Source organism: Thiorhodovibrio litoralis (assembly GCF_033954455.1).
GTDB lineage: Bacteria > Pseudomonadota > Gammaproteobacteria > Chromatiales > Chromatiaceae > Thiorhodovibrio > Thiorhodovibrio litoralis.
On sequence record NZ_CP121473.1, the window covers coordinates 4,825,146 to 4,844,603 of the forward strand.

The window sequence follows — 19,458 nt, forward strand, 5'->3', positions numbered from 1 at the left end:
TTGGTGCAGGACGCGGGAGTATAACAAGTTTTCCCGAGTCGGCGCAAAAGCGCGATTTCTAAGTTTCCGGGCTTGCCCGTCGTCGCGGGGGTGGCATTTTTCGGCGGCGGGCTTGATTAAGGCGATTGCCGGTACAATCGCGTGATATTCAGTTTAATTGTTCGCGCTGGTGGGGGTGTTTATGACGACGACAGAGGTGCTGGAAGCCTTCGAGTTACTGGAGAATTGGGAGGCCCGTTATGAGTTTATCGGTGACTTGGGGCGGGAGTTGCTGCAGGTGGCGGAGAGAGAACGAACGGATGCGAATCTGGTGCAGGGCTGCAACACGCGCACCTGGCTGACCGGCAGTCTGGTGGGAGACGACCTGGCGGTGATTGAGTTTCGCGCCGAGGCGGAGACCCCGCTGGTTCGCGGACTGGTGGCCTTGCTGCTCGTTCCATTTCAGCGACAGCCCCCGCAGGCCGTGCTGAGGACAGACCCATCGGACTACATCAACGGCCTCGGTCTGAAGGAGCATTTGAGTGGCAACCGACAAGCAGGCATGGAGCATTTTATCGAGCGCGTTTACGCCATTGCCCGCGGCCTTGGCGGCGATGCCTGAACGAGGACCCCTCTGATGCGTATCGTCGAAGTGGTGGCTCCGGCCAGGCACGCCAAGGAGTTGATGGCGATGGGGCGTTTCTATGGCGCGGCGGACTGCTGGTGGGGGGCCGAGAGCCCCGATGGGCGCCAGGCCCTGCGCATGCTGGTGCCCGACAAGGCGCGCCAGCAGTTGCTCGATGGCCTGCAAAGTCTGCTCGACAAGGAAGATGGCGGGCGCATTGTCATCCAGACCGTCAATGCCACCCTGCCGCGCGTCGATGCTGGCGATGAGGAGTCCGCCGAGAACAAGCGCAATTCGGTCGCGCATACGCGCGAGGAGCTCTACACGGAGATTGCCAAGGGCGCGCAGCTGGATGGCAATTTTCTGCTGCTGGTGGTCCTGTCGACCGTGGTCGCATCCATCGGCATGGCCGAGGACAATGTCGCCGTGGTGGTCGGCGCAATGGTCATTGCGCCGCTGTTGGGGCCGAACATTGCTTTTGCCTTCGCGACCTCGTTGGGAGACCGCCGGCTGTCGATTCAGGCGCTTGCGGCCAGTGGCGCTGGGCTTGCGCTGGCATGCCTATTGTCGCTACTCATTGGCTTGATCTGGCCGATCAACCTCGACAGCCACGAGATTATGGCCCGCACCGAGGTTGGACTGAGCAGCGTTGCGCTCGCACTGGCCTCGGGCGCCGCAGCGGTGCTGTCCTTGACCACCGGATTATCCTCGGCCCTGGTGGGCGTGATGGTCGCGGTGGCGCTGCTGCCCCCGACAGCCGTCATGGGTCTGCTGCTGGGGCATGGTCGCTGGGAGCTGGCGCTGGGTGCGGGATTGCTGCTGGCGGTCAATGTGGTCTGCGTGCTGCTGGCCGCCAAGGTGGTGTTTCTTGTCAAAGGCGTGCGCCCGCGCGGCTGGCTGGAGACGCGCAAGGCCAAGACTTCGATGTCGCTTTACATCGCACTCTGGGCCATTCTACTGGCCATTCTGATTGCCGCGATGCTGCTGCGCAGCTCGCTCGATCAGCTGCTCCAAAACGCGCCTATGCCGATGTAAGCAAGTGCCTGACTCGGATTGGACCGCGTTACCAGGCCAGCCGGAGCCGGGATGCTCGCAGCTGGGCTGGTCGCCCAAACAAGTCACCCAAACAAGCCCAATCCGTCTCAAGCCCAATCCGTCTCAAGCCCAATCCGTTTCAACCCAGTCCGCCTCAGGCACGCTCGATCGGGAAGGCGAACACCTGATCGATATGCTCGGCGCCGCAATGCAGCATCAGCAGGCGGTCGAGCCCCAGGGCGACCCCCGCGCTGTCAGGCAGACCGGCCTGCAGCGCCGCGAGCAGGTGTTCATCCAGCGGGACGAGCGGCAAACCCAAGGCAGCCCGCTCCGATTGATCTGCATCAAATCGCTGCCGCTGCTCATTGGCGTCGGTCAATTCCTGAAATCCGTTCGCGAGTTCCAGCCCCTGCCAGTAAAGCTCAAAGCGCTCGGCATGCGGCGGATCATCGCTGCTGAGACGCGCCAGCGCTGCCTGGCTGGGTGGATACGCATGCAGAAAGGTCAAGCCGTCGCGCCCCAGATCAGGCTCCAGGCAGTGGGTCAGCAACAGATCCAGCCAAGCATCCGTATCGAGCTCGAGCCCGTCACCCAGGCCGCGCGCCCCTGCGGCTGACTGCAGATCGGCGCTCGTGCACTGCCACGGGTCCAGGCCAAGTGCCTGCTGGAACAGCTCGCGGTAGCGAACGAATTCCACCGGCAGCTCGGGGCGCTGCAGCAGCACGCGCACCAAGTCCGCCACCTCCTGCATCAGCTCCGTCAGCGTCCAGCCGGGTCGATACCACTCGAGCAAGGTGAACTCAGGGTGATGGAACCGACCGCGCTCGCCGTCGCGAAACACCCGGCAGATCTGGTAGATCGGACCACTGCCGGCGGCCAGCAGACGCTTCATCGGAAACTCGGGTGAGGTCTGCAGCCAAGCGCCGTTTTCGCCGACGCGCATCGAAGCGAGCGCGGGGTCTGTGGTGGCGGCCTGCGACAGTAGCGGGGTTTCCACCTCCAGCACCTCGCGCGCGGCAAAAAAGGCCCGGATCTCGGCGAGCATGCGCGCGCGGGCCTTGAGCACCGCGGGGGTTGCACTCGGCCGCCACGCTTCCCCGACCGCTGGAGCCTGGTTCTGAATCACACCCATTGCCGGCAAAACAACTTGGGATTTCGGCACATTCCGGGCTGACTAGCGAGAGCGGATCGGGCAATGAGGGCGATGCGGCAAGCGCCCGGGCTATTCGTCCCGCGCGCGGGACACATAGGCACCGGTGCGGGTATCAACCTTGATCATCTCGCCAATCTGCACGAACAGCGGCACATTCACCACCGCACCCGTCTCGAGCGTGGCCGGCTTGCCACCGCCGCTTGAGGTGTCGCCTTTCAGACCGGGGTCGGTTTCGGTGATCTCAAGCACCACGAAATTGGGCGGCTCGACGCTCAAGGGCGCGCCGTTGTAGAGAGTCACAGAGCACATGTCCTGCTCCTTGATCCACTTTGCCGCCTCGCCCACGGCGTTCTCGTCCGCAGTCAGCTGCTCAAAGGTCTCCGGGTGCATGAAATGCCACACCTCGCCGTCGTTGTAGAGATACTGCAAGTCGGTATCATGCACGTCGGCGGACTCGACGGAGTCGCCGGATTTGAACGTCCGCTCCACCACGCGCCCGGTCTTGAGATTCTTGACCCTGACACGATTGAAAGCCTGCCCTTTACCGGGTTTGACGAATTCATTCTCGACGATACTGTATGGGTCACCGTCAAGCATGATCTTCAAACCACCCTTGAACTCATTGGTCTTGTAACTTGCCATGCAAACTCCTCAGCTCCGGCTGTTTGTCACAGGCTCAGAGCATCTTGCGTACTTTGAATTACCGCAGCCGCCGTCCCACTGGGGCTAAGCCGCCAGTGCCAGCGCTGCGATCGAATAAATCTTGGCCGACTCAATCGGCGCCGCCCGGGAGCGACCGCCAATGGTAGCGCGAAGCGGGCATCAATGGCAGGCTGATGCGCGCCCGGGCCACCAAACAGCCCCTGGACGAAGCGGTTGGCAAGCGGATCTGCGCGCCAGCATTCGCGACCTGCCCAGCCTATGCCGTCGACTCGACCTCGACCCGGCGCTGATTGCCAAGGGCGCGCGCGCGGCCACTCTCCAGGCATTGTGCGCGCCGCCAGCTTGGATTGACCGGATCGAGCCCGGCAACCCGGATGATCCTTTGCTGCGCCAGATTCTTCCGACAGCCGAGGAAACCCGCTCCCCGCCGGAATTCGGCCCGGACCCGGTCGGCGACCTCGGTGCCCAGCACTCCCCCGGCCTGCTGTGCAAGTACCCGGGGCGCGCGCTCTTGTTGGTTACGGGTGCCTGCGCCATTCAATGTCGTTATTGCTTTCGGCGTTGCTTTCCGTTCGGGGCCAGCCTGAATCATCGCAAGCGGGCAAAGCACGCCATCGAGTCCATCGCCGCCCGCCCCGACATCAATGAGGTAATTCTAAGCGGCGGCGACCCCTTGCTGCTCAATGACCGCAGTCTCGATGCGCTGCTGCGGGCGCTCGATGGCATTGGTCACCTCAAGCGCATTCGCCTGCATAGCCGCGTCCCCGTAGCGCTGCCAACTCGTATAGAGCCGCAATTGTGCAAACTGCTCGCGCGCGGCCGACTGCAGCGGGTACTGGTGGTGCAGACCAACCACCCGCGCGAGCTCGACGAGTCTACTGCGGTAGCGCTAACCCGCCTAAGCAACGCCGGCATCACCCTGCTCAACCAAAGCGTGCTGCTGCGCGGGGTCAACGACTCGCATGAGGTCCTGCAGCAACTCAGCGAAGAGCTGTTTGCCTTGGGTGTCCTGCCCTACTACCTGCACCGCCTCGACCGGGTCGCGGGCAGCGCGCATTTCGATCTACCGCTGGCAACCTGTGTCGCCCTGACCGACGCTTTGCGCGCCCGACTACCTGGCTATCTGATGCCCAGAGTGGTGACAGAAGAACCCGGCGCCGCCAGCAAAACACCACTGGAGCAAAGCCTGCAGCGCCATCAAAGCGCGCGCGATGGCAGTTGGCGAAACAGACTCGCGGATAGCCCGAGTCAGGTATAACATGGCGGCGCAGGCAGGGCATGCGCGCACTTGATGCACAAGCGATCAGCCGGACGGCGCCGCGACACCCATGATATCGCCGGCGAACACCATAGCCGGCGCCCGGCAACGCGGCACGCGAGCGCCAGAGCGAGCAACTTAGTATCAACGGCACAGGTTAGGGGATGGCCAATCCGGCAAACCATTTGCAGCTCCTGATTCTGGCCGCGGCGGCGGCCGACGCTGAGGGCGTGCTGGCCGCGATCAAGCGCGCCAAGGTGCCGGTGCGCGGGGCATTCTCCCTGAATCCCCGCAGCATCATTCGCGCCAGCCACATCGACCTGATTCTCGCCTGCATCGGCGAGGCAGTCCCAGCGAAAGATATTGCCGCCGCTTACGCAGAGACTGATCAGCGCGTTCCGCTGTTGGTCATTTCCGCCCCCGGCGAGCTGGATGCCGATGCGATGCATCTGCTGCGTGCAGGCGCCCACGGCCTACTGACACCCGGAGATGAAGCCGCCCTGGTGCGGGCCGTCACGCGCGAATGGCACATCTGGGCCACTGCTCAGGAAGCCGCGACCTTGCGCGAACGCCTGAAACGCAGCGAGCGCCATCTCCAGGCACTACTCAAAGCTGGCGGCGAGGGCTTACAGTCCGGCCGACACCTCGATCCGCGCGCTGCGATGCGCTCGTTGATCGGCGGCGCGGATGCATCCAGCACCTCAGCCTCTGGCTTAATGGACTTGCTGTCTCCCGAATATCGCGAGGCGCTCAACCCCCTGCTGGACGCTCAGGCCGCGGAGCAAACGCCAAGCCCGAGCAGCGCTGACCCCGCAGGCACGAGCGCCGATGCCCTTCCCGCACTAGCGCCATTGCAAGAATCCGCGCCTGACCTAACGCTTAAGCCAAGCGGCGATCAGCAAGCGCCAGGGCCAACACCCGAACCAGCATCGCGGCCGCCATCTGCATCTGCATCTGCTCCGCCATCCGTTCCGGCATCCGCGCCGCCATCTGTATCGACGCCGGCGGATGCTCCCGCCCCTGCTGCAAAAGTAACGGCTCAAGACGAACCGCTTGCGCTGCAGCTCTCCTCAGAACCCTCAGCCGTGCCACCTAGGCGCCCGGGACTTGGCGACCTGCCGCCGCTCACGCTCGCAACCAGCGAAGAGCCCCTGCCGGATCTGAGCGAGCAGCCGCAGCCCCTGTCCGGTCTCCCATTCAGCGATGACGAGCTCATCGAGCAGATCGAGCGCGCACTGGAAAAAGACGGCTTCAAGCTCGCTTATCAGCCAATTATCAGCCTGCGCGGCGATAGCCAGGAAAGATACAGCGTGCTGCTGCGCCTGCTTGACGATAACCGCGCCTTCCGCGCCGCCGACGACCTGCTCGAACCCGCCGCCCGCTCCGGGCGCATGCCTGAAGTCGACCGCTGGGTCATTGCGCATGCGCTGCGCGAGCTCGGTGACAGACGCCAGGCCGGCCATCGCGCGCACTTCGTGCTAAGCCTGTCCGCAGCGCTGCTGCAAGACCAGGAACTGCTGATCTGGATTTGCGACCAGCTGCGCCAGTGCAATATTCGCGGCAACTGGGTCAGCTTTCAAATCAGCGAACAAGACATCGGCGCGGCGGGGGACTCCGTGGTCAACTTGGCTTCCGGACTCCGGCAAGTCAAAAGCAAGGTCGTCGTCTCAAGCTTCGGGCGCAACACCGACTCGGAGCTTCTGCTCAGCGAGTTCCCGTTGGATTTTGTGCGCCTGTCCCCGTCCCTGACCGAAAATCTCACCAAGGATCGGCTCAAGCAGGGGCGCGTCAAGCACCTGTTTGCCACTGCCCAGTCGCGCGGAATTCGCAGCATTGCCGGCTGCATCGAGGATGAGCGCATCCTAGCCGCCATCTGGAGTGCCGGCGCCGACTATGTGCAGGGAAAATTGCTCGGCCGGCCTTCGTCCGTCTTCGAGCTGAACGACTGACGTTCAAGCAGAATCCGGCGGATTCGCCACTCCCAAAGGCACATGCCCGGTCGCTACCAGGGTGCTTGCATCCTGGCAATGTGTCTCCTGATCGTCGAAAAAGATATCGGCATCGAAGGCCTTGAGAAAACGCCCCTTGCTGAGTCCGCTCAGAAACAGCGCCTCGTCGATACGAATATCCCAAGCACGCAGGGTGCGAATCACGCGTTCGTGCGAGGGCGCCCCGCGTGCGGTAATCAGCGCCGTGCGCAAGGGTGATTCAGTTGCCGGAAAGATGCTCTGAATCCGCTGCAAGGCCAGCAGAAAGCCTTTGAACGGACCGTCGGAGAGGGGCTCGCGCGCGGCCGCGACCTCGTTGGCATTGAAGGCCGCAAGCCCATCGCGGCGGAAGATGCGCTCGGACTCATCAGAAAACAGTACCGCATCGCCATCGAATGCGATGCGCAATTGCTCATCGTCCTCGCGCACGGCAGCAAACGGCGGTGTCGCCCAGATGGTCGCCGCGGCGCAGCCCGCCATCAGGGCGCGGCGCACGTCGCTGGGATCGGCTGACAAGAACAGGTGAGCCCCGAAGGCGGACACGTACCGGTACGGGCTTGCCCCGCTAGTGAAGGCGGCGCGGGCAATCTCAAGCCCATAGTGATGGATGGAGTTGAACACCCGCAACCCGGTGTCAGTGCTGTTGCGCGAGAGCAGAATCACATCGATCTGGCCACGATCGCCAAGGCGCTCGTTGAGGGCGAGCAGCTTTTTGACCAGCGGGAAGGCGACCCCTTCCTCGAGCACGTCGCTCTCATGGGCGACCTGATACTCATGGTAGGCGCCAATGCCCTGATCCTCGAACACCCGATGGGATTCAGCGAGATCGAACAGCGCGCGAGACGAGATGGCGACGACCAAGCGGATGTCCGACTGCGGCTCAGACATCGCGCTCAGGCCGGCTCCGGCCGGCGCGGGCTAATTCTATCCTGGCTACCACGGCATCATGTTGTTCATAAAACTCATCGGCCGGCCGATACTGCGATTCATGCCGCCGAGGTCATCGCGCATAGTGGCTGTCGTGTAGGTCATGGAGCGGATCGACTCGGTCATACTTTCCATGTTCGACAGCATCGGCTCAAGCGTCCGCGAATGGGTTTCCATGGCATCGACCGAGCTGGTCATGTTGCGCACGTTATTGCTGATCTGCACCATGTTATCGGAAACAGACTGCATATTACTGGCCAAAACCGTCATGTTGGAGTCGACACTGATCGCGAGATAGTGCACGTCCTTGGCCAGACTAAAGACCAGATAAAACCCATAGGCGGCCAGAATGATGAAGGCGAAGAGCGACGGGTAGACAATCAGCTCCCAGCGCCGGGCGCTGGTCTCGAACGCCTGTGACAGACGATCGACCGCGAACGCATTGGCCCTGACCTCGGAACTGGTCTCCTCGGGCGTCGCTTGCGGATCACCTGGTTCTGGCCTCCGCGCGTGCCCGGATTCCGCCCGACCGGACTCTAATAGCGACCCGGTTTCCTCTCGGTGATCTTTCATCATGTCTGTACTACCCGTTCCGCCTCACAATTGGGTCATCCCTGCTGTCGCGCGCCTCTCTGACGCAGGCACGGCTTGGCACAGCACTGGGCACAGCACTGGGCACATCATTGGCCTTAGCGCAGCAAATGCGGATAAAGCGCCGCGGCCAAGGCATTGAACTCTTTCGCCGCCTTGCCGCGCGACTCGAGCTCGAACACCGCCAGCCCCTCGCTGAAGGAGCGGCGAAACACCGTGCGCAACGACAGCCGGCTGCGCACGAAGCGCAAATGATTCAGCGACACCAGCGCAGCAGCGGCTTCGTCGGTCTCGCGCACCGCATGATGGGTATCGCCGCGATTGATAAAGCCCAAAATCTCAGGCCCCTCGCCATCGCGCTCGACCGACTCGACCAGGCGCACAAAGCGCTGAGTCGACCAGATATCCGCCTGCGAGGGCGGCACCGGCACCAGCACCCTGTCACACAGGGACAGCGCAAGGCGCACCGAGTCCATGTCAGAGGTGCCGATATCGATCAGCGTCTCGGCGGCCTCCGCCAGCCCATCCTTGTTCAGTGCAGCCTTATCGCGCACGCGCAGCGTCGGCTCGAATCCTTCCTCGACGCGCACCTGATTGACGTCGGTCAGGGTGGCCTGGGGATCGGCGTCAATCAACTGAACATCTACCTCGGCCATCGCAAGCCACACCCCCAGGTTGAAGGTGAGGGTACTCTTGCCCGAACCGCCTTTTAAGGTTCCAACAACAGTGATCATGCCGTTATCCAAAGGTTCATTGTCCTACCCACGCGCGGCAATAAACCGGTGTGATTCACACGACAGCCCCGCGGCAGCAATCGGGCTGCCCCGGTAACAGTAAGCAAAAGGTCAGCGCCCCGAGTCACTAGGACGGAAGTCATAACCAGGCACGGATGGATAAGCGGAATCTTCCCGGAAGCCTCGGCCCGAACCCGAGTCGCCGTCATCGGCCTCCAGCGGGCGAAAGCGATAGGCAGAATCGACCGTGTTCCGCTGTCCGCGCACATCCAGCCGCTCATCTTCGCGAAAGCGATACCCTCTGAATCTGTCCGCGGGTTGCGGCCCGCCCCGCCACTGGGGAGCGGCCCCATCATTGCGCGACTCCCCGTCCCCGCGAAATCGATAACCGCTGCCCGCCTCATTGGGATAATAAAAGGGAACCGATTGCGCATCGCCCCAGGGCTCCCCTGTCTGCGGTGGCCATCCGGCGGTAGGCTGCGAGCTAGAGGGATCGACCGCTGGAGCACTTTGCTCATTGGGCTGCGAAGGCGCAGGCTGACCATAAGCACCGGTTTCCGCGCTCCACCCAGACCAGTCACCACCGCTGCCGGAATACGCATCCGCGGGGTAAGCACCGCTCGGATAGGTCACCCGGGGATACTCACCGCCGGAGCGGCCCCCGGTCGAGTAGCCAGTTCCCGCTGTCCCGTATTCCGGTGATTGCCCCGCGCGATACCAGCCAGGGTCGCCCGAGCGGTCAGCATTGGCGTGCGGCTCCCATGCCATGGCCGAGGCGAACGAAAACTGGAGCGAGACGAAAAAGGCCAGCCCAGCGACAAGACGCGACATGGATACCCCGCCGCACTGCTCGTCTCGACTGTGCTCACCACGCCTGCGCTCACCACGACTGGGCTCACCACAACGGGGATGGCCCAATGCGGCGCGGCTAATGAAACTCGGTGATTCGGGGCAAGGTTCATGGCCGCGGCCAGCACGGATGCTGATTCCGCCTGCTGGTTCAGGGCACACGCCACCTGCGATGCCCATCATTCGCCCGTGTCTCCTTGATCGTCATCGGTTTTCAGACGGATACCGCGACGGCTCGCGCTTCTCTTGCGCCCGGTGGATGCCGCTGGCGTTTTGCTTTCCGCATCCTTCCCGGCTGCAGCCGTGCCACTGGAACGGGTTGCTGTTGTCTTTTTCGCAGCCGCTGTCTTTTTAGCGGGTGTCTTCTTCACCGACGCTGTCTTTTTGGCCGCGGCCTGCTGGCCTGACGCCTTTTGGGTCGACGTCTTTCGAGTTGCCGTCTTTCTGGCCGGCGATTTTGTCTCTGCTGCTGCATTGGAAGCCGCCGCTGAGGAAGCCGCACTTGGTTCGGCACTGGCCGCCTGCTCGCCCGTGCTTTCTGATTCGGCCGCAGCGGGCGCCGCTTGCTGTGCTGCTTGTTCTGCTGGCTGCCTGGCCGGCTGCGCGTTAGCCCGCGCACTGTCCTTATCGGAAGCATTTTCGGCCCGCACGCGCAACGCGTTGCGCCTGGAAACAGCTTCCGCGGCCTGAACTGGACTCTTGGCCGCTTGCGCCGCCCGATGCTTCTTCCAAGCATCCTTGGCGAGGCTGTAGAGCAACAGTCCGAGACCGCGCAGGGCATAGCCAATCATCAGCAGGCCTTCGCCAAGATATTTCAGCTTGGAGGCAGCGGCACTTTTCGGCTTGGCAGGCGGTGCGACCGGCCCGGACGGCAAGGTTCCAGTTCCACCGGTGGCCATCTGACCGCAGGGGACTTGCACCCCAGGCGGTGCCGAGGCCACAGCGACGTCGCACAGGTCTTTGCTGGCCGCCACGCAGCCTAGCGGGATCACGATGAGCGTTAGGATGGTCGAGACCAGCACGCCAGAGGCGAGCGAGATGGCCATGCCCTGGAAGATCGGGTCGGTGAAGATCACGCTCGAGCCGGCCACCAGCGCCAGCGCGGTGATCACGATTGGCCGGGTTCGGGTGGTGCAGGCGCGCACGACCGCGTCGGTCACCGGTACGCCTTTCTGCACCTCGTTGATGGAGAAGTCCACCAGCAGTATGGAATTACGCACGATGATGCCGGCCAGAGCGATCCAGCCGATCATCGAGGTCGCCGTAAACTCGCCGCCGATGCCCAACTGGAAGGCCACAAAATGCGCCGGGATGATGCCGAGCAGAGTCAGCGGAATGGGGGCCATGATGATCAACGGAATGCGGAAATTACCGAACTCCCACACCACCAGGATGTAAATCAGCACCAAGGCCACGCCAAAGGCCGCGCCCATGTCGCGGAAGGTCTCGAAGGTGACCGTCCACTCGCCAGTCCATTCCCAACCGGAGACCTGGTCGCTCGGGGGCGGCCCCAGCCAGTAACCCTCAGGCTTGCTGCCATCCGGGGTGCGATAGTCGGCCGCCTCAATCTCGTCGCCGATTTGCAGCATGGCATAGACAGGCGCCGCCAGATTGCCGCCCACGTCGGCGACAACAAATTCAACTCCGCGCAAGTCCTTGCGGTAAATGATGGCCTCTTCCGGAACCCGCTCGAAGCGACCGAGCTCACGCAGCGGCACGGTAAAGCCTGCGTCGGATTGGACCGGCAGATCCCCCAAGGTCTCGATCTGCGAGCGCTCCGCCAGCGGCACCTGGATGACAATGCGAATAGGCTCATGCCCGGAGATTTGCTTGACATCCCCGAGCTGCGACCCGCCCAGGGCCATGGCCAGGTTCTGGTTGATGCGGTCGACCGAGATCCCGCGGCGCACGGCCTTTTCGGTATCGACATGGAAGCGCCAGTAATCGAAACTGTCGCGCATGTAGTTATCGACATCGCGCGTGCTTTCAGCTTGCTCGAAGAATTCCGTCATGTCCGCCGCGAACTGGCGCCGGACCTGGTCGGATGGACCGTGAATCTCCGCCACCACGGCTTGCAACACCGGCGGCCCGGGCGGCATCTCGACCACTGCGATGCGCGCCCCGCGCTGCTCAGCGAGGGGTTTGAGCATGTCGCGCGCAGCCACCGCGATCTCATGGCTCGAGCGGTCGCGATCATGCTTGTTGGTGAGCTGCACTTGCAGCTCGCCCTGCCAAGGCTCTGAGCGCAAGTAGTAATGCCGCACCATGCCGTTGAAATCGAACGGGCGTGCAGTACCGGCATAGAGCTGGATAGCGGTCACCTCCGGCAGCTCGCGCAGTCGGCTGGCCATCTGGGTGGCGAGATTGGCGGTGACGGGCAGCGCCGTGCCCTCGGGCATGTCGATGACGACCGAGAACTCAGGTTTGTTGTCCAGGGGCAGCATCTTCACCGGCACCCAGCTGAAATAGAAGAAGCTGCAGGTGAACAGGAAAGTACCCCAGAGCGACAAGCGGAAAATCCTGCGCTTGCGCTTGTTCTCGATCAGCGGGATCAGAATGCGCTGGTAGAGCCGTTGCAGCTTCTCACCCTCGCGGTGCTCACGCTTCTCGGCCACCTCCAGATAGCGCATCGACGGGCGCAGCCCGTTGGAAATGGCCAGATAGGGCGTGAAGACGAAGGCCGCGAACAATGAGATCAGCATGGCCACCGAGCCGAGCGCCGGAATGGGCTCCATGTAAGGCCCCATCATGCCGCTGACGAAGCCCATCGGCAGCAGCGCGGCGATGACGGTGAAGGTCGCGAGGATGGTCGGATTGCCGACCTCGCGCACCGCGTCGATGGCGGTAAACTCGTCGGTTTTGCCCTCCTCGAGCCAGCGCCGGTAGATGTTCTCGATCACCACGATGGCATCATCGACCAGAATGCCGATGGAGAAAATCAGCGCGAACAGACTCACCCGATCAATGGTGTAGTCGGTGATCCAGGCGACGAAAATGGTCATCAAGAGCACAACCGGGATGACCAACATGACCACAATCGCCGGCTTGAGCGCGCGGAAGGCGAGCAGCACCAGCAGAAAGACAAAGAAGGTCGCGACGAACAGCTTGAAGATCAGCTCCGAGACCTTCTCATCCGCCGTTTCGCCATAGTTGCGGGTGACGCTAACCTCGACGTTGTAAGGAATGCGCGTGCCGCGCAGCTCCTCCACCTTTTCGATAATGGCGTCGGCGACGGTGACGCCATTGGTCAGCGGCTTCTTGGCGATTGCAATGGTGACCGCCGGCTCGCCGTTGGCCACCAGCCCCTTGGGCGCCGCGGGCCCGGTGTAGTAGGCGACCATTTGGTCGGCGTCTTCCGGTCCCTGACGCACCCGCCCGAGGTCATGCACATAGACCGGAACATCGTTGTAGGTGCCGACCACCAGCCGGTTGATATCATCGGCATTCTTCAGGAAGGACCCGGTGGTCACCGAAAAATGCGAGCCGCTTGACTCCACCCCACCGGCGGTGGTCTCGGCATTGGCAGTGGTGATGGTGTTGGCGACCTGCCCGAGACTGATCTGATAGCTTGAAAGGCGCTCCGGCCAGACATCGACGGTGATTTGCTCGCGCCGTCCGCCAACAATGAAGCTATTGCCGGTGTTCTTGACCTCTTTAAGCACCTGCAGCACGTCCTGCGCCAGCAGCCGCAACTGGCCGTCGTCGACATCCGGCTGACCGTTGCCGTCGACATCTTTCGACCAAATCGTAAGGGTCACAATGGGCACGTCGTCGATGCCCTTGGTCTTGACCATCGGCGGCATCACACCGGGCGGGATCTTGTCCATGTTGGACGCGATCTTGTCGTTCACCTTAACCAGCGAGGGCCCCATCTGCTCGCCGACCTCGAACTCGACGGTGACGATGCCCTGGCCGCGCTGCGCCGCCGAATAGACGTGCTTAACGCCCGGAATCTCACTCATGATGCGCTCAAGCGGCTGCATCGCGAGGTTCGACACCTGCTGCGCCGAGGCCCCCGGGTACTGCACCATGATGTCGATCATGGGCACCGAGATCTGCGGGTCTTCCTGACGCGGTGTCGCGATCAGTCCCAACAGCCCCATCGCCAGCATGGCGACATAGAGCAGCGGAGACAGGGGCGAATGAATGAAGGCCCGGGCGGTCTTGCCGGCCAGGCCAAGATTCTCGCCGGATTTTGCTCCATTACCAGAAGATCCGTTCCCAGATGATCCATTGCTAGAGGGCGTCTTCTGGGGCGGGCTATCTCCAGCCGATCGACTTGCCGAAGAACCGTTGGCGGTCAGGTCATTGGATGGATCATCCCCTTCCGGGTGCTTATCGTCCTGGCTCATGAGCGTGATTCAGTCATACCCGTTGGATCAGTCATTTCAGCTTGGTCTGCTCAGCTTGGTCTGCTCAGCTTCGTTCTGGCCAGCGGCTCGCGATCACCCGGCCGGGGCGGACAGGCCGCGGATCAGTAGCCCCGGCAACGCCATCAATGCGCATCCCTGTCATTAGGACCCGAGGACCAGCCGCTAGCCACGCCCGGGCCGGGGTTGGCCAGAATCCGCTCGCCGGCGCGCAGGCCGCTCAGGATGGAGACACCGCCATCTGGGCTGGAGTCACCCACGCGCACCAGGCGCAACTGCGGGCGGCCGTCTTCGTTCAACACATAGACGCCAGGCAGGCTACCGTTGTAGCGGATGGCCGAGCGCGGCACGATCGGGCTGCTGCGCGCCGGCGCATTGAAGTCCGGCACCAGCACGGTGGCATACATGCCAGGCTCCGAGGTGCCTTGGGGCAGGTCGAACTTCACCTTGATGGTGTGGCGCTGCGGATCAGCCATCGGGAAAATCTGTGCAACGCGCACCGGCACATTGGGCGAGCCAACTACCCTCCCGCCTAGCCCGGCACCCGGCACGCCGGCTGGGATGTCGAGCTCGGCGCGCAACATCATGCCCTCACGCAGGCCGGAGCGCAGCCGCGCCGGCACATCGACCTCCACCTGCAAGTATTCCATGTCAGCGAACTTCAGCAGCGGCTGGCCCGGCTGCACCGTGTCGCCCACCTCGACCGGCTTGCTGACGATTACGCCATCAAAGGGCGCGATCGAGCGCGCGTCGCGTAACTTGGAATCGAGCGCGCGCAGCTCGGCTTGCAGGCGCATCATCTGGTGGCGCGCCTCGCGCACCTGGGTGCGGGATTGGTATAAATCGGCAGCCATTTCCGTGTCCTGATCGCGTTCACCGACGAAATCTTCCATCGGCCGGGTGAACATCTGATCGAAGAGATTTGGCACCCCCATGCCGCCCGGCGAAGACTTCGAGCGCGGCGAGTACAGCTCTCGGTTAAATTGCACGTCGGCATTGCGAATCTGCGCGTCGGCCGAGGCCATCTGTGCAAGCAACGCCTCGCGTTTGGCCTCGAGTTCACTCGAATCGATGGACACCAGCACATCGTCCTGCTCGAACTTGTCGCCCTCGATACCAGCAATGAACTTAACCCGCCCCGGCATCTGCGCGGCGAAGGTGACTTCCTTGTAAGGCATCACGGTTCCGCCAACCGACATTGTCGGGAACCCTTCGGCCTGCCGCACCACGATTGTCTCGTCGGAGGCAGCCGCCTGATGCGCGAGCCCCAGCAGGGCAAGAGCGGCCGCAGCCAGCGAGCGACTGGCGATTTGAAGCACGGGTTTTGCTTTGAATCCCATCAGTCGGGCACCTGAAGATGAGCTAGAGGTTGAATGGATAAATTGAATTTCGAACGCAAGCAGGCGGCAAAGCTGCGCTAATCGACCCTAAGCGGCGATTGCTGCTGGGCAATTTTGCCAGCGCATGCCGGCAGAACGCCAGCCAAGCCGCCGTGCGACTCGGCAGTATCCTGAAATCCCCTCGACAATTCAAGCCGAGTCAACAATTTGACGACTCCATGGCAGAACCTCAGGCACCCTAGAATGAGTCCCGTCGCCACAGGAAGACTACCTTCAGCCCGGCAAAGCGTATAGTATCCGGCTGCCGAGCAAGCGGTCCTGAATCTCAAGGTCGCCTCAAAAATTGCACCGACAAAATTGCACCAACAATAATCGCACCAACCCGGAGGAGAAGCCCAATGCCCCTGGCGGTCGGATCAGAAAGCGTACAACAGCGCATCAGCGATCTCGAGTCTCATCTTGAGCAAGAGAACCCCATTCTGCTCAATGCCGTGCAGGGCTTTCGGCGGCTCGACAGCGTCGCCTACGAGATGGATCTGCTCGAGACCAATCGCTCCTTTGCCAGCCAAATCCCCTGGTGGCCCTTGATCTCGATTCTCGGCACCTTCTCCGCTGGCAAGTCCACCTTCATCAATAATTATCTTGATCAGGGTATCCAGCGCACCGGCAATCAGGCGGTCGATGATCGCTTCACCGTCGTCGTTTACAGCCCCGAGGAGCAAAGCCATTCCCTGCCCGGGGTGTCGCTCGACTCCGACCCGCGCTTTCCCTTTTATCAGATGTCGCGCGAGATTGAGCGCGTTGCCGGCGGCGAGGGCAAGCGCATCGACGCCTACCTGCAACTGAAGACCTGTCGCAGCGAGCGGTTGCGCGGCAAGATTCTAATCGACTCCCCCGGCTTCGACGCCGATGCCCAGCGCACCGCCATCCTCAGCCTGACCAACCACATGATCGACCTGTCCGATCTGGTGCTGGTGTTCTTCGACGCCCGCCACCCGGAACCGGGCGCCATGCGCGATACCCTCAAACACCTGGTGGCGGACACCATGGTGCGCAGCGACTCGAGCAAGTTCCTCTACATACTCAACCAGATGGACACCGCCGCGCGCGAGGACAACCCGGAGGACGTGGTCGCCGCCTGGCTGCGCGCCCTCGGCGAAGTTGGCCTGACCACCGGGCGTTTCTACACCGTCTTCAGCCGCGAGGCGAGCACCCCCATCACCGACCCGGCCCGGCGCAAGCGGTTCGAGGAAAAGCGCGACCGCGACATGGATGAGATCTACCAGCGCATCGATCAAGTGGAAATCGAGCGCGCCTATCGCATCATCGCCACCCTGCGCAAGACCGCCACCGCGCTCAACGACGAGACCATCCCGCTACTCGCCCAATCGGTCTCGCGCTGGCGCAATCGCACCCTGCTGGCCGATGGCGCCATCGTTGCCGGCCTGGCATTTCTGTTCCTGTTCTGGAGCATCGGCGCCGGACATTGGCAGGGGCTGCACTATCAGCCCGGCTGGCTCAAGTCGCTTGAAGACGTCGGCATCGGCTGGGGACTCGAAGGACTTGAAATTGGCATGATCTTGCTGCTCATCGGCGCCCATTTCCTTGTGCGCAAGCTGATGATCATGGCCATGCTGCCGGGCATCCGCAAAAAGGCACAGGCGGCGAAAATGCCCGGCGACCCGGCCGCAGCCTTCCTGCGTAACACCCGCGACTGGCGCCCGCTGCTCACCGGCAAACCCGTGGGTTGGAGCCAATGGAGTGAGGGCCGCATCGCCAAAGTGCTGAACGACTGCGAAGCCTATGTGCAGAGCCTGAACGAGCGCTTCACCAACCCCAAGGGCATCAAAGACCCGGCCGCCGCAATGCAGCCACCGCCGGAAGACGCCGTCGCTAGCGAGAGCAAGGGCTGAAGCGTCGGCCTCGGTGCCGGCTGATCGCCCGGAACACTGGCCAGCGCGGCAGAACGGCCAGACTCAGAGGTCGAGCGCCTCAGCTGCCGGCCACCCTATGCGTACGACAGGCAGCGCGGCGACGTCGGTACTGGCGGTGAGCTGATGACAAATGCATTGCGAAACCAGCGCTGGAACGCCACACTCTGATTCGAAGCCGGCTGCGTGATCGTCGCGCGCTGCGCCGGCCGATCATGCGGATGGCGGCCGTCAATGATGATCGTCCGAGCTTGTCTTAACTGAGCGGACACCGCCAACAAATCGACATGGCAACCATCCATTAGCGAGCCAATTATCGATGACGCAAAGCAACCCCTTCGCCACCTCCAGCCCCGACGCTGGCATCCGGCAAGCCGGACGCACTCCTGTGACAGTCCCGCCGCACCCGCAGTGGCCCGAGCTGTCCAGCGGCGACAAAGCCGACCTGATCGCGCATATCCGCACACTGATGGCGCAACAAAAGGCGGTTCTGGTCGCGCATTACTACACCGATGGCGATCTGCAGGCGCTGGCCGAGGACAGCGGCGGCAGGGTCGCGGACTCACTGGAGATGGCCCGCTTTGGCACCGAGACCACCGCCGAGACGCTGATCGTCTGCGGCGTGCGTTTCATGGGCGAAACGGCGAAGATTCTCAACCCGGAAAAGCGTGTGCTGATGCCAGACCTGGCCGCCACCTGCTCGCTCGACGAGGGCTGCCCGGCGGATGCCTTCAGCGCCTTTTGCGATGCCAATCCTGACCGCCAGGTAGTGGTCTATGCCAACACTAGCGCGGCGGTCAAGGCGCGGTCCGACTGGGTGGTGACATCGAGCATCGCCCTGCCGGTGGTCGAGCATCTGCATGCCCGGGGTGAGAAAATCCTCTGGGCGCCGGATAAGCACCTCGGGCGCTATGTGCAGCGCATGACCGGCGCCGATGTGCTGCTTTGGGACGGCGCCTGCGTAGTGCACGAGGAGTTCAAAGGCTTCGCGCTTGAGCGCGTGCGCCGTCTGCACCCAGACGCCGCCGTGCTGGTGCATCCGGAATCCCCCGATGAAGTCGTCGACCAGGCTGATGTGGTCGGCTCCACTACCCAGCTCATCCGCGCCGTGGTGGACATGCCGCGCAAGGAATTCATCGTCGCCACCGACGCCGGCATTTTCTGGAAAATGCAGCAGCTCGCGCCCGACAAGAAGCTCATCCCCGCCCCCACCGCCGGCGAGGGCGCCACCTGCGAGAGCTGCGCCCATTGCCCCTGGATGGCGATGAACGCGCTGCAAAACCTGGCGCGGGTGCTGGAACGGGGCGATCAGGAAATTCATATCCCCGAAGACATCCGCGTGCGCGCCGTGGCGCCGATTCAGCGCATGCTCGACTTCGCGCGGGAGAAAGGCATCGGCGGCTCTGCGCAACCAAAAAGTTAGGAGCCAGCCAACCGAGGATTGCGAACTTTTTTCAGGATTGATGATGATGAAAACAATCGAGATTGATGACGACCTAGCCGCGGAACTTGAGTGCCTTAGCGATGGTTCGGTCAAATTTCCGGCGATCATCGAAATGGCTTTGCTGCGGTTCATCGAAACAGAGAAACCCTCGCGCACCGATCGCGACATCCTTGATCAAAACGCGAACACACTAAACACGGAAGCAGAAGATGTTCTCGCCTTCCAGGTGATGCCTTGAGAAGAGGCGATCTTTATCTTGTGCGTCACCCGTCGTCGCGCGACCCAAAGCGGGCAAGAGCCTTTGTCGTCGTAAGCCGACAAGTCTTGATCGACTCAAAATTCTCCACTGTCACCTGCGCTCCGGTTTACAGCCGATACCACGGTCTCTCGACTCAGGTCCAGCTAGGCACCTTGGAAGGACTGAAGCATGAAAGCGCAATCCACTGCGATGAATTAATCAGCCTTCCGAAAGCGAGCCTCACACACTACCTGGGCAACTTATCATCCGCAAAGATCCTGCAACTCAATCTGGCATTGCGACAGGCTTTGGACACCTGACAACCCTTGTTGC

The 19,458-nt window shown here is 62.5% G+C and carries 16 protein-coding genes; 8 read left to right on the plus strand and 8 right to left on the minus strand.

Annotation, left to right across the window (positions count from 1 at the left end; translation table 11 throughout):
- Window positions 1–181: 181 nt before the first annotated feature.
- Window positions 182–601: a SufE family protein gene (locus Thiosp_RS21990; RefSeq protein ID WP_201069333.1), complete on the plus strand. Its 420-nt coding sequence runs from the start codon at window positions 182–184 to the stop codon at window positions 599–601.
- A gap of 15 nt (window positions 602–616) precedes the next feature.
- Complete coding sequence (locus Thiosp_RS21995; protein WP_201069332.1) at window positions 617–1,639, plus strand: TIGR00341 family protein; 1,023 nt, start codon at window positions 617–619, stop codon at window positions 1,637–1,639.
- A gap of 154 nt (window positions 1,640–1,793) precedes the next feature.
- On the opposite strand, the gene epmA is transcribed toward Thiosp_RS21995, so the two are convergent.
- The gene (gene epmA, locus Thiosp_RS22000; protein ID WP_201069338.1) at window positions 1,794–2,771 is read right to left on the minus strand and encodes an EF-P lysine aminoacylase EpmA; all 978 of its coding nucleotides are present in this window, start codon (window positions 2,769–2,771) and stop codon (window positions 1,794–1,796) included.
- Between the two features lie 90 nt (window positions 2,772–2,861).
- The gene (gene efp, locus Thiosp_RS22005; protein WP_201069331.1) at window positions 2,862–3,434 is read right to left on the minus strand and encodes an elongation factor P; all 573 of its coding nucleotides are present in this window, start codon (window positions 3,432–3,434) and stop codon (window positions 2,862–2,864) included.
- A gap of 160 nt (window positions 3,435–3,594) precedes the next feature.
- On the opposite strand from efp, the gene epmB reads away from it, so the two are divergent.
- Together epmB and Thiosp_RS22015 are read left to right on the plus strand one after the other, a co-directional pair.
- Complete coding sequence (gene epmB, locus Thiosp_RS22010; RefSeq protein WP_201069330.1) at window positions 3,595–4,713, plus strand: EF-P beta-lysylation protein EpmB; 1,119 nt, start codon at window positions 3,595–3,597, stop codon at window positions 4,711–4,713.
- Window positions 4,714–4,877: 164 nt separating this feature from the next.
- Window positions 4,878–6,662 (plus strand): EAL domain-containing protein, encoded by a 1,785-nt coding sequence (locus Thiosp_RS22015; RefSeq protein WP_201069329.1) that lies wholly within the window; start codon window positions 4,878–4,880, stop codon window positions 6,660–6,662.
- 3 nt (window positions 6,663–6,665) lie between these two features.
- Here Thiosp_RS22015 and Thiosp_RS22020 read toward each other — a convergent pair whose 3' ends face one another.
- From Thiosp_RS22020 to Thiosp_RS22045, 6 genes are all read right to left on the minus strand, one after another.
- The gene (locus tag Thiosp_RS22020) at window positions 6,666–7,589 is read right to left on the minus strand and encodes a 5'-nucleotidase (RefSeq protein WP_201069328.1); all 924 of its coding nucleotides are present in this window, start codon (window positions 7,587–7,589) and stop codon (window positions 6,666–6,668) included.
- A gap of 45 nt (window positions 7,590–7,634) precedes the next feature.
- Window positions 7,635–8,204, minus strand: a complete 570-nt coding sequence (locus Thiosp_RS22025) for a hypothetical protein (protein WP_242519052.1) — start codon at window positions 8,202–8,204, stop codon at window positions 7,635–7,637.
- Window positions 8,205–8,317: 113 nt separating this feature from the next.
- A complete protein-coding gene (locus Thiosp_RS22030; RefSeq protein WP_201069327.1) occupies window positions 8,318–8,953 on the minus strand; it encodes a nucleotide-binding protein in 636 nt (211 codons plus the stop codon).
- Window positions 8,954–9,064: 111 nt separating this feature from the next.
- A complete protein-coding gene (locus Thiosp_RS22035; protein ID WP_201069326.1) occupies window positions 9,065–9,784 on the minus strand; it encodes a hypothetical protein in 720 nt (239 codons plus the stop codon).
- A 197-nt stretch (window positions 9,785–9,981) separates the two neighbouring features.
- Window positions 9,982–14,154, minus strand: coding sequence for an efflux RND transporter permease subunit (locus tag Thiosp_RS22040; RefSeq protein WP_201069325.1), 4,173 nt, complete (start codon window positions 14,152–14,154; stop codon window positions 9,982–9,984).
- Window positions 14,155–14,297: 143 nt separating this feature from the next.
- Window positions 14,298–15,512: an efflux RND transporter periplasmic adaptor subunit gene (locus Thiosp_RS22045; RefSeq protein ID WP_201069324.1), complete on the minus strand. Its 1,215-nt coding sequence runs from the start codon at window positions 15,510–15,512 to the stop codon at window positions 14,298–14,300.
- 398 nt (window positions 15,513–15,910) lie between these two features.
- On the opposite strand from Thiosp_RS22045, the gene Thiosp_RS22050 reads away from it, so the two are divergent.
- The 4 genes from Thiosp_RS22050 (at window position 15,911) to Thiosp_RS24865 (ending at window position 19,445) form a co-directional block, all read left to right on the plus strand.
- Complete coding sequence (locus tag Thiosp_RS22050; RefSeq protein WP_201069323.1) at window positions 15,911–17,425, plus strand: dynamin family protein; 1,515 nt, start codon at window positions 15,911–15,913, stop codon at window positions 17,423–17,425.
- 337 nt (window positions 17,426–17,762) lie between these two features.
- Window positions 17,763–18,866, plus strand: coding sequence for a quinolinate synthase NadA (gene nadA, locus Thiosp_RS22055; RefSeq protein WP_207188167.1), 1,104 nt, complete (start codon window positions 17,763–17,765; stop codon window positions 18,864–18,866).
- Window positions 18,867–18,912: 46 nt separating this feature from the next.
- Entirely contained in the window at window positions 18,913–19,125 is a 213-nt protein-coding gene (locus Thiosp_RS22060; protein WP_201069322.1) for a hypothetical protein, read from the plus strand.
- A 20-nt stretch (window positions 19,126–19,145) separates the two neighbouring features.
- Window positions 19,146–19,445 carry a type II toxin-antitoxin system PemK/MazF family toxin gene (locus Thiosp_RS24865; protein WP_407702802.1) on the plus strand — a complete coding sequence of 100 codons (300 nt, stop codon included), beginning with the start codon at window positions 19,146–19,148 and terminating at the stop codon, window positions 19,443–19,445.
- Window positions 19,446–19,458: the final 13 nt, after the last annotated feature.

Coding starts and splice junctions, on each gene's coding strand:
- Thiosp_RS22060 (WP_201069322.1), top strand. CDS start 18,913: ATGAAAACAATCGAGATTGATGACGACCTAGCCGCGGAACTTGAGTGC.
- efp (WP_201069331.1), bottom strand. CDS start 3,434: ATGGCAAGTTACAAGACCAATGAGTTCAAGGGTGGTTTGAAGATCATG.
- Thiosp_RS22035 (WP_201069326.1), bottom strand. CDS start 9,784: ATGTCGCGTCTTGTCGCTGGGCTGGCCTTTTTCGTCTCGCTCCAGTTT.
- Thiosp_RS22030 (WP_201069327.1), bottom strand. CDS start 8,953: ATGATCACTGTTGTTGGAACCTTAAAAGGCGGTTCGGGCAAGAGTACC.
- Thiosp_RS22040 (WP_201069325.1), bottom strand. CDS start 14,154: ATGAGCCAGGACGATAAGCACCCGGAAGGGGATGATCCATCCAATGAC.
- Thiosp_RS22045 (WP_201069324.1), bottom strand. CDS start 15,512: ATGGGATTCAAAGCAAAACCCGTGCTTCAAATCGCCAGTCGCTCGCTG.
- epmA (WP_201069338.1), bottom strand. CDS start 2,771: ATGGGTGTGATTCAGAACCAGGCTCCAGCGGTCGGGGAAGCGTGGCGG.
- Thiosp_RS22015 (WP_201069329.1), top strand. CDS start 4,878: ATGGCCAATCCGGCAAACCATTTGCAGCTCCTGATTCTGGCCGCGGCG.
- Thiosp_RS21995 (WP_201069332.1), top strand. CDS start 617: ATGCGTATCGTCGAAGTGGTGGCTCCGGCCAGGCACGCCAAGGAGTTG.
- Thiosp_RS22050 (WP_201069323.1), top strand. CDS start 15,911: ATGCCCCTGGCGGTCGGATCAGAAAGCGTACAACAGCGCATCAGCGAT.
- nadA (WP_207188167.1), top strand. CDS start 17,763: ATGACGCAAAGCAACCCCTTCGCCACCTCCAGCCCCGACGCTGGCATC.
- Thiosp_RS22025 (WP_242519052.1), bottom strand. CDS start 8,204: ATGATGAAAGATCACCGAGAGGAAACCGGGTCGCTATTAGAGTCCGGT.
- Thiosp_RS22020 (WP_201069328.1), bottom strand. CDS start 7,589: ATGTCTGAGCCGCAGTCGGACATCCGCTTGGTCGTCGCCATCTCGTCT.
- Thiosp_RS21990 (WP_201069333.1), top strand. CDS start 182: ATGACGACGACAGAGGTGCTGGAAGCCTTCGAGTTACTGGAGAATTGG.
- epmB (WP_201069330.1), top strand. CDS start 3,595: ATGGTAGCGCGAAGCGGGCATCAATGGCAGGCTGATGCGCGCCCGGGC.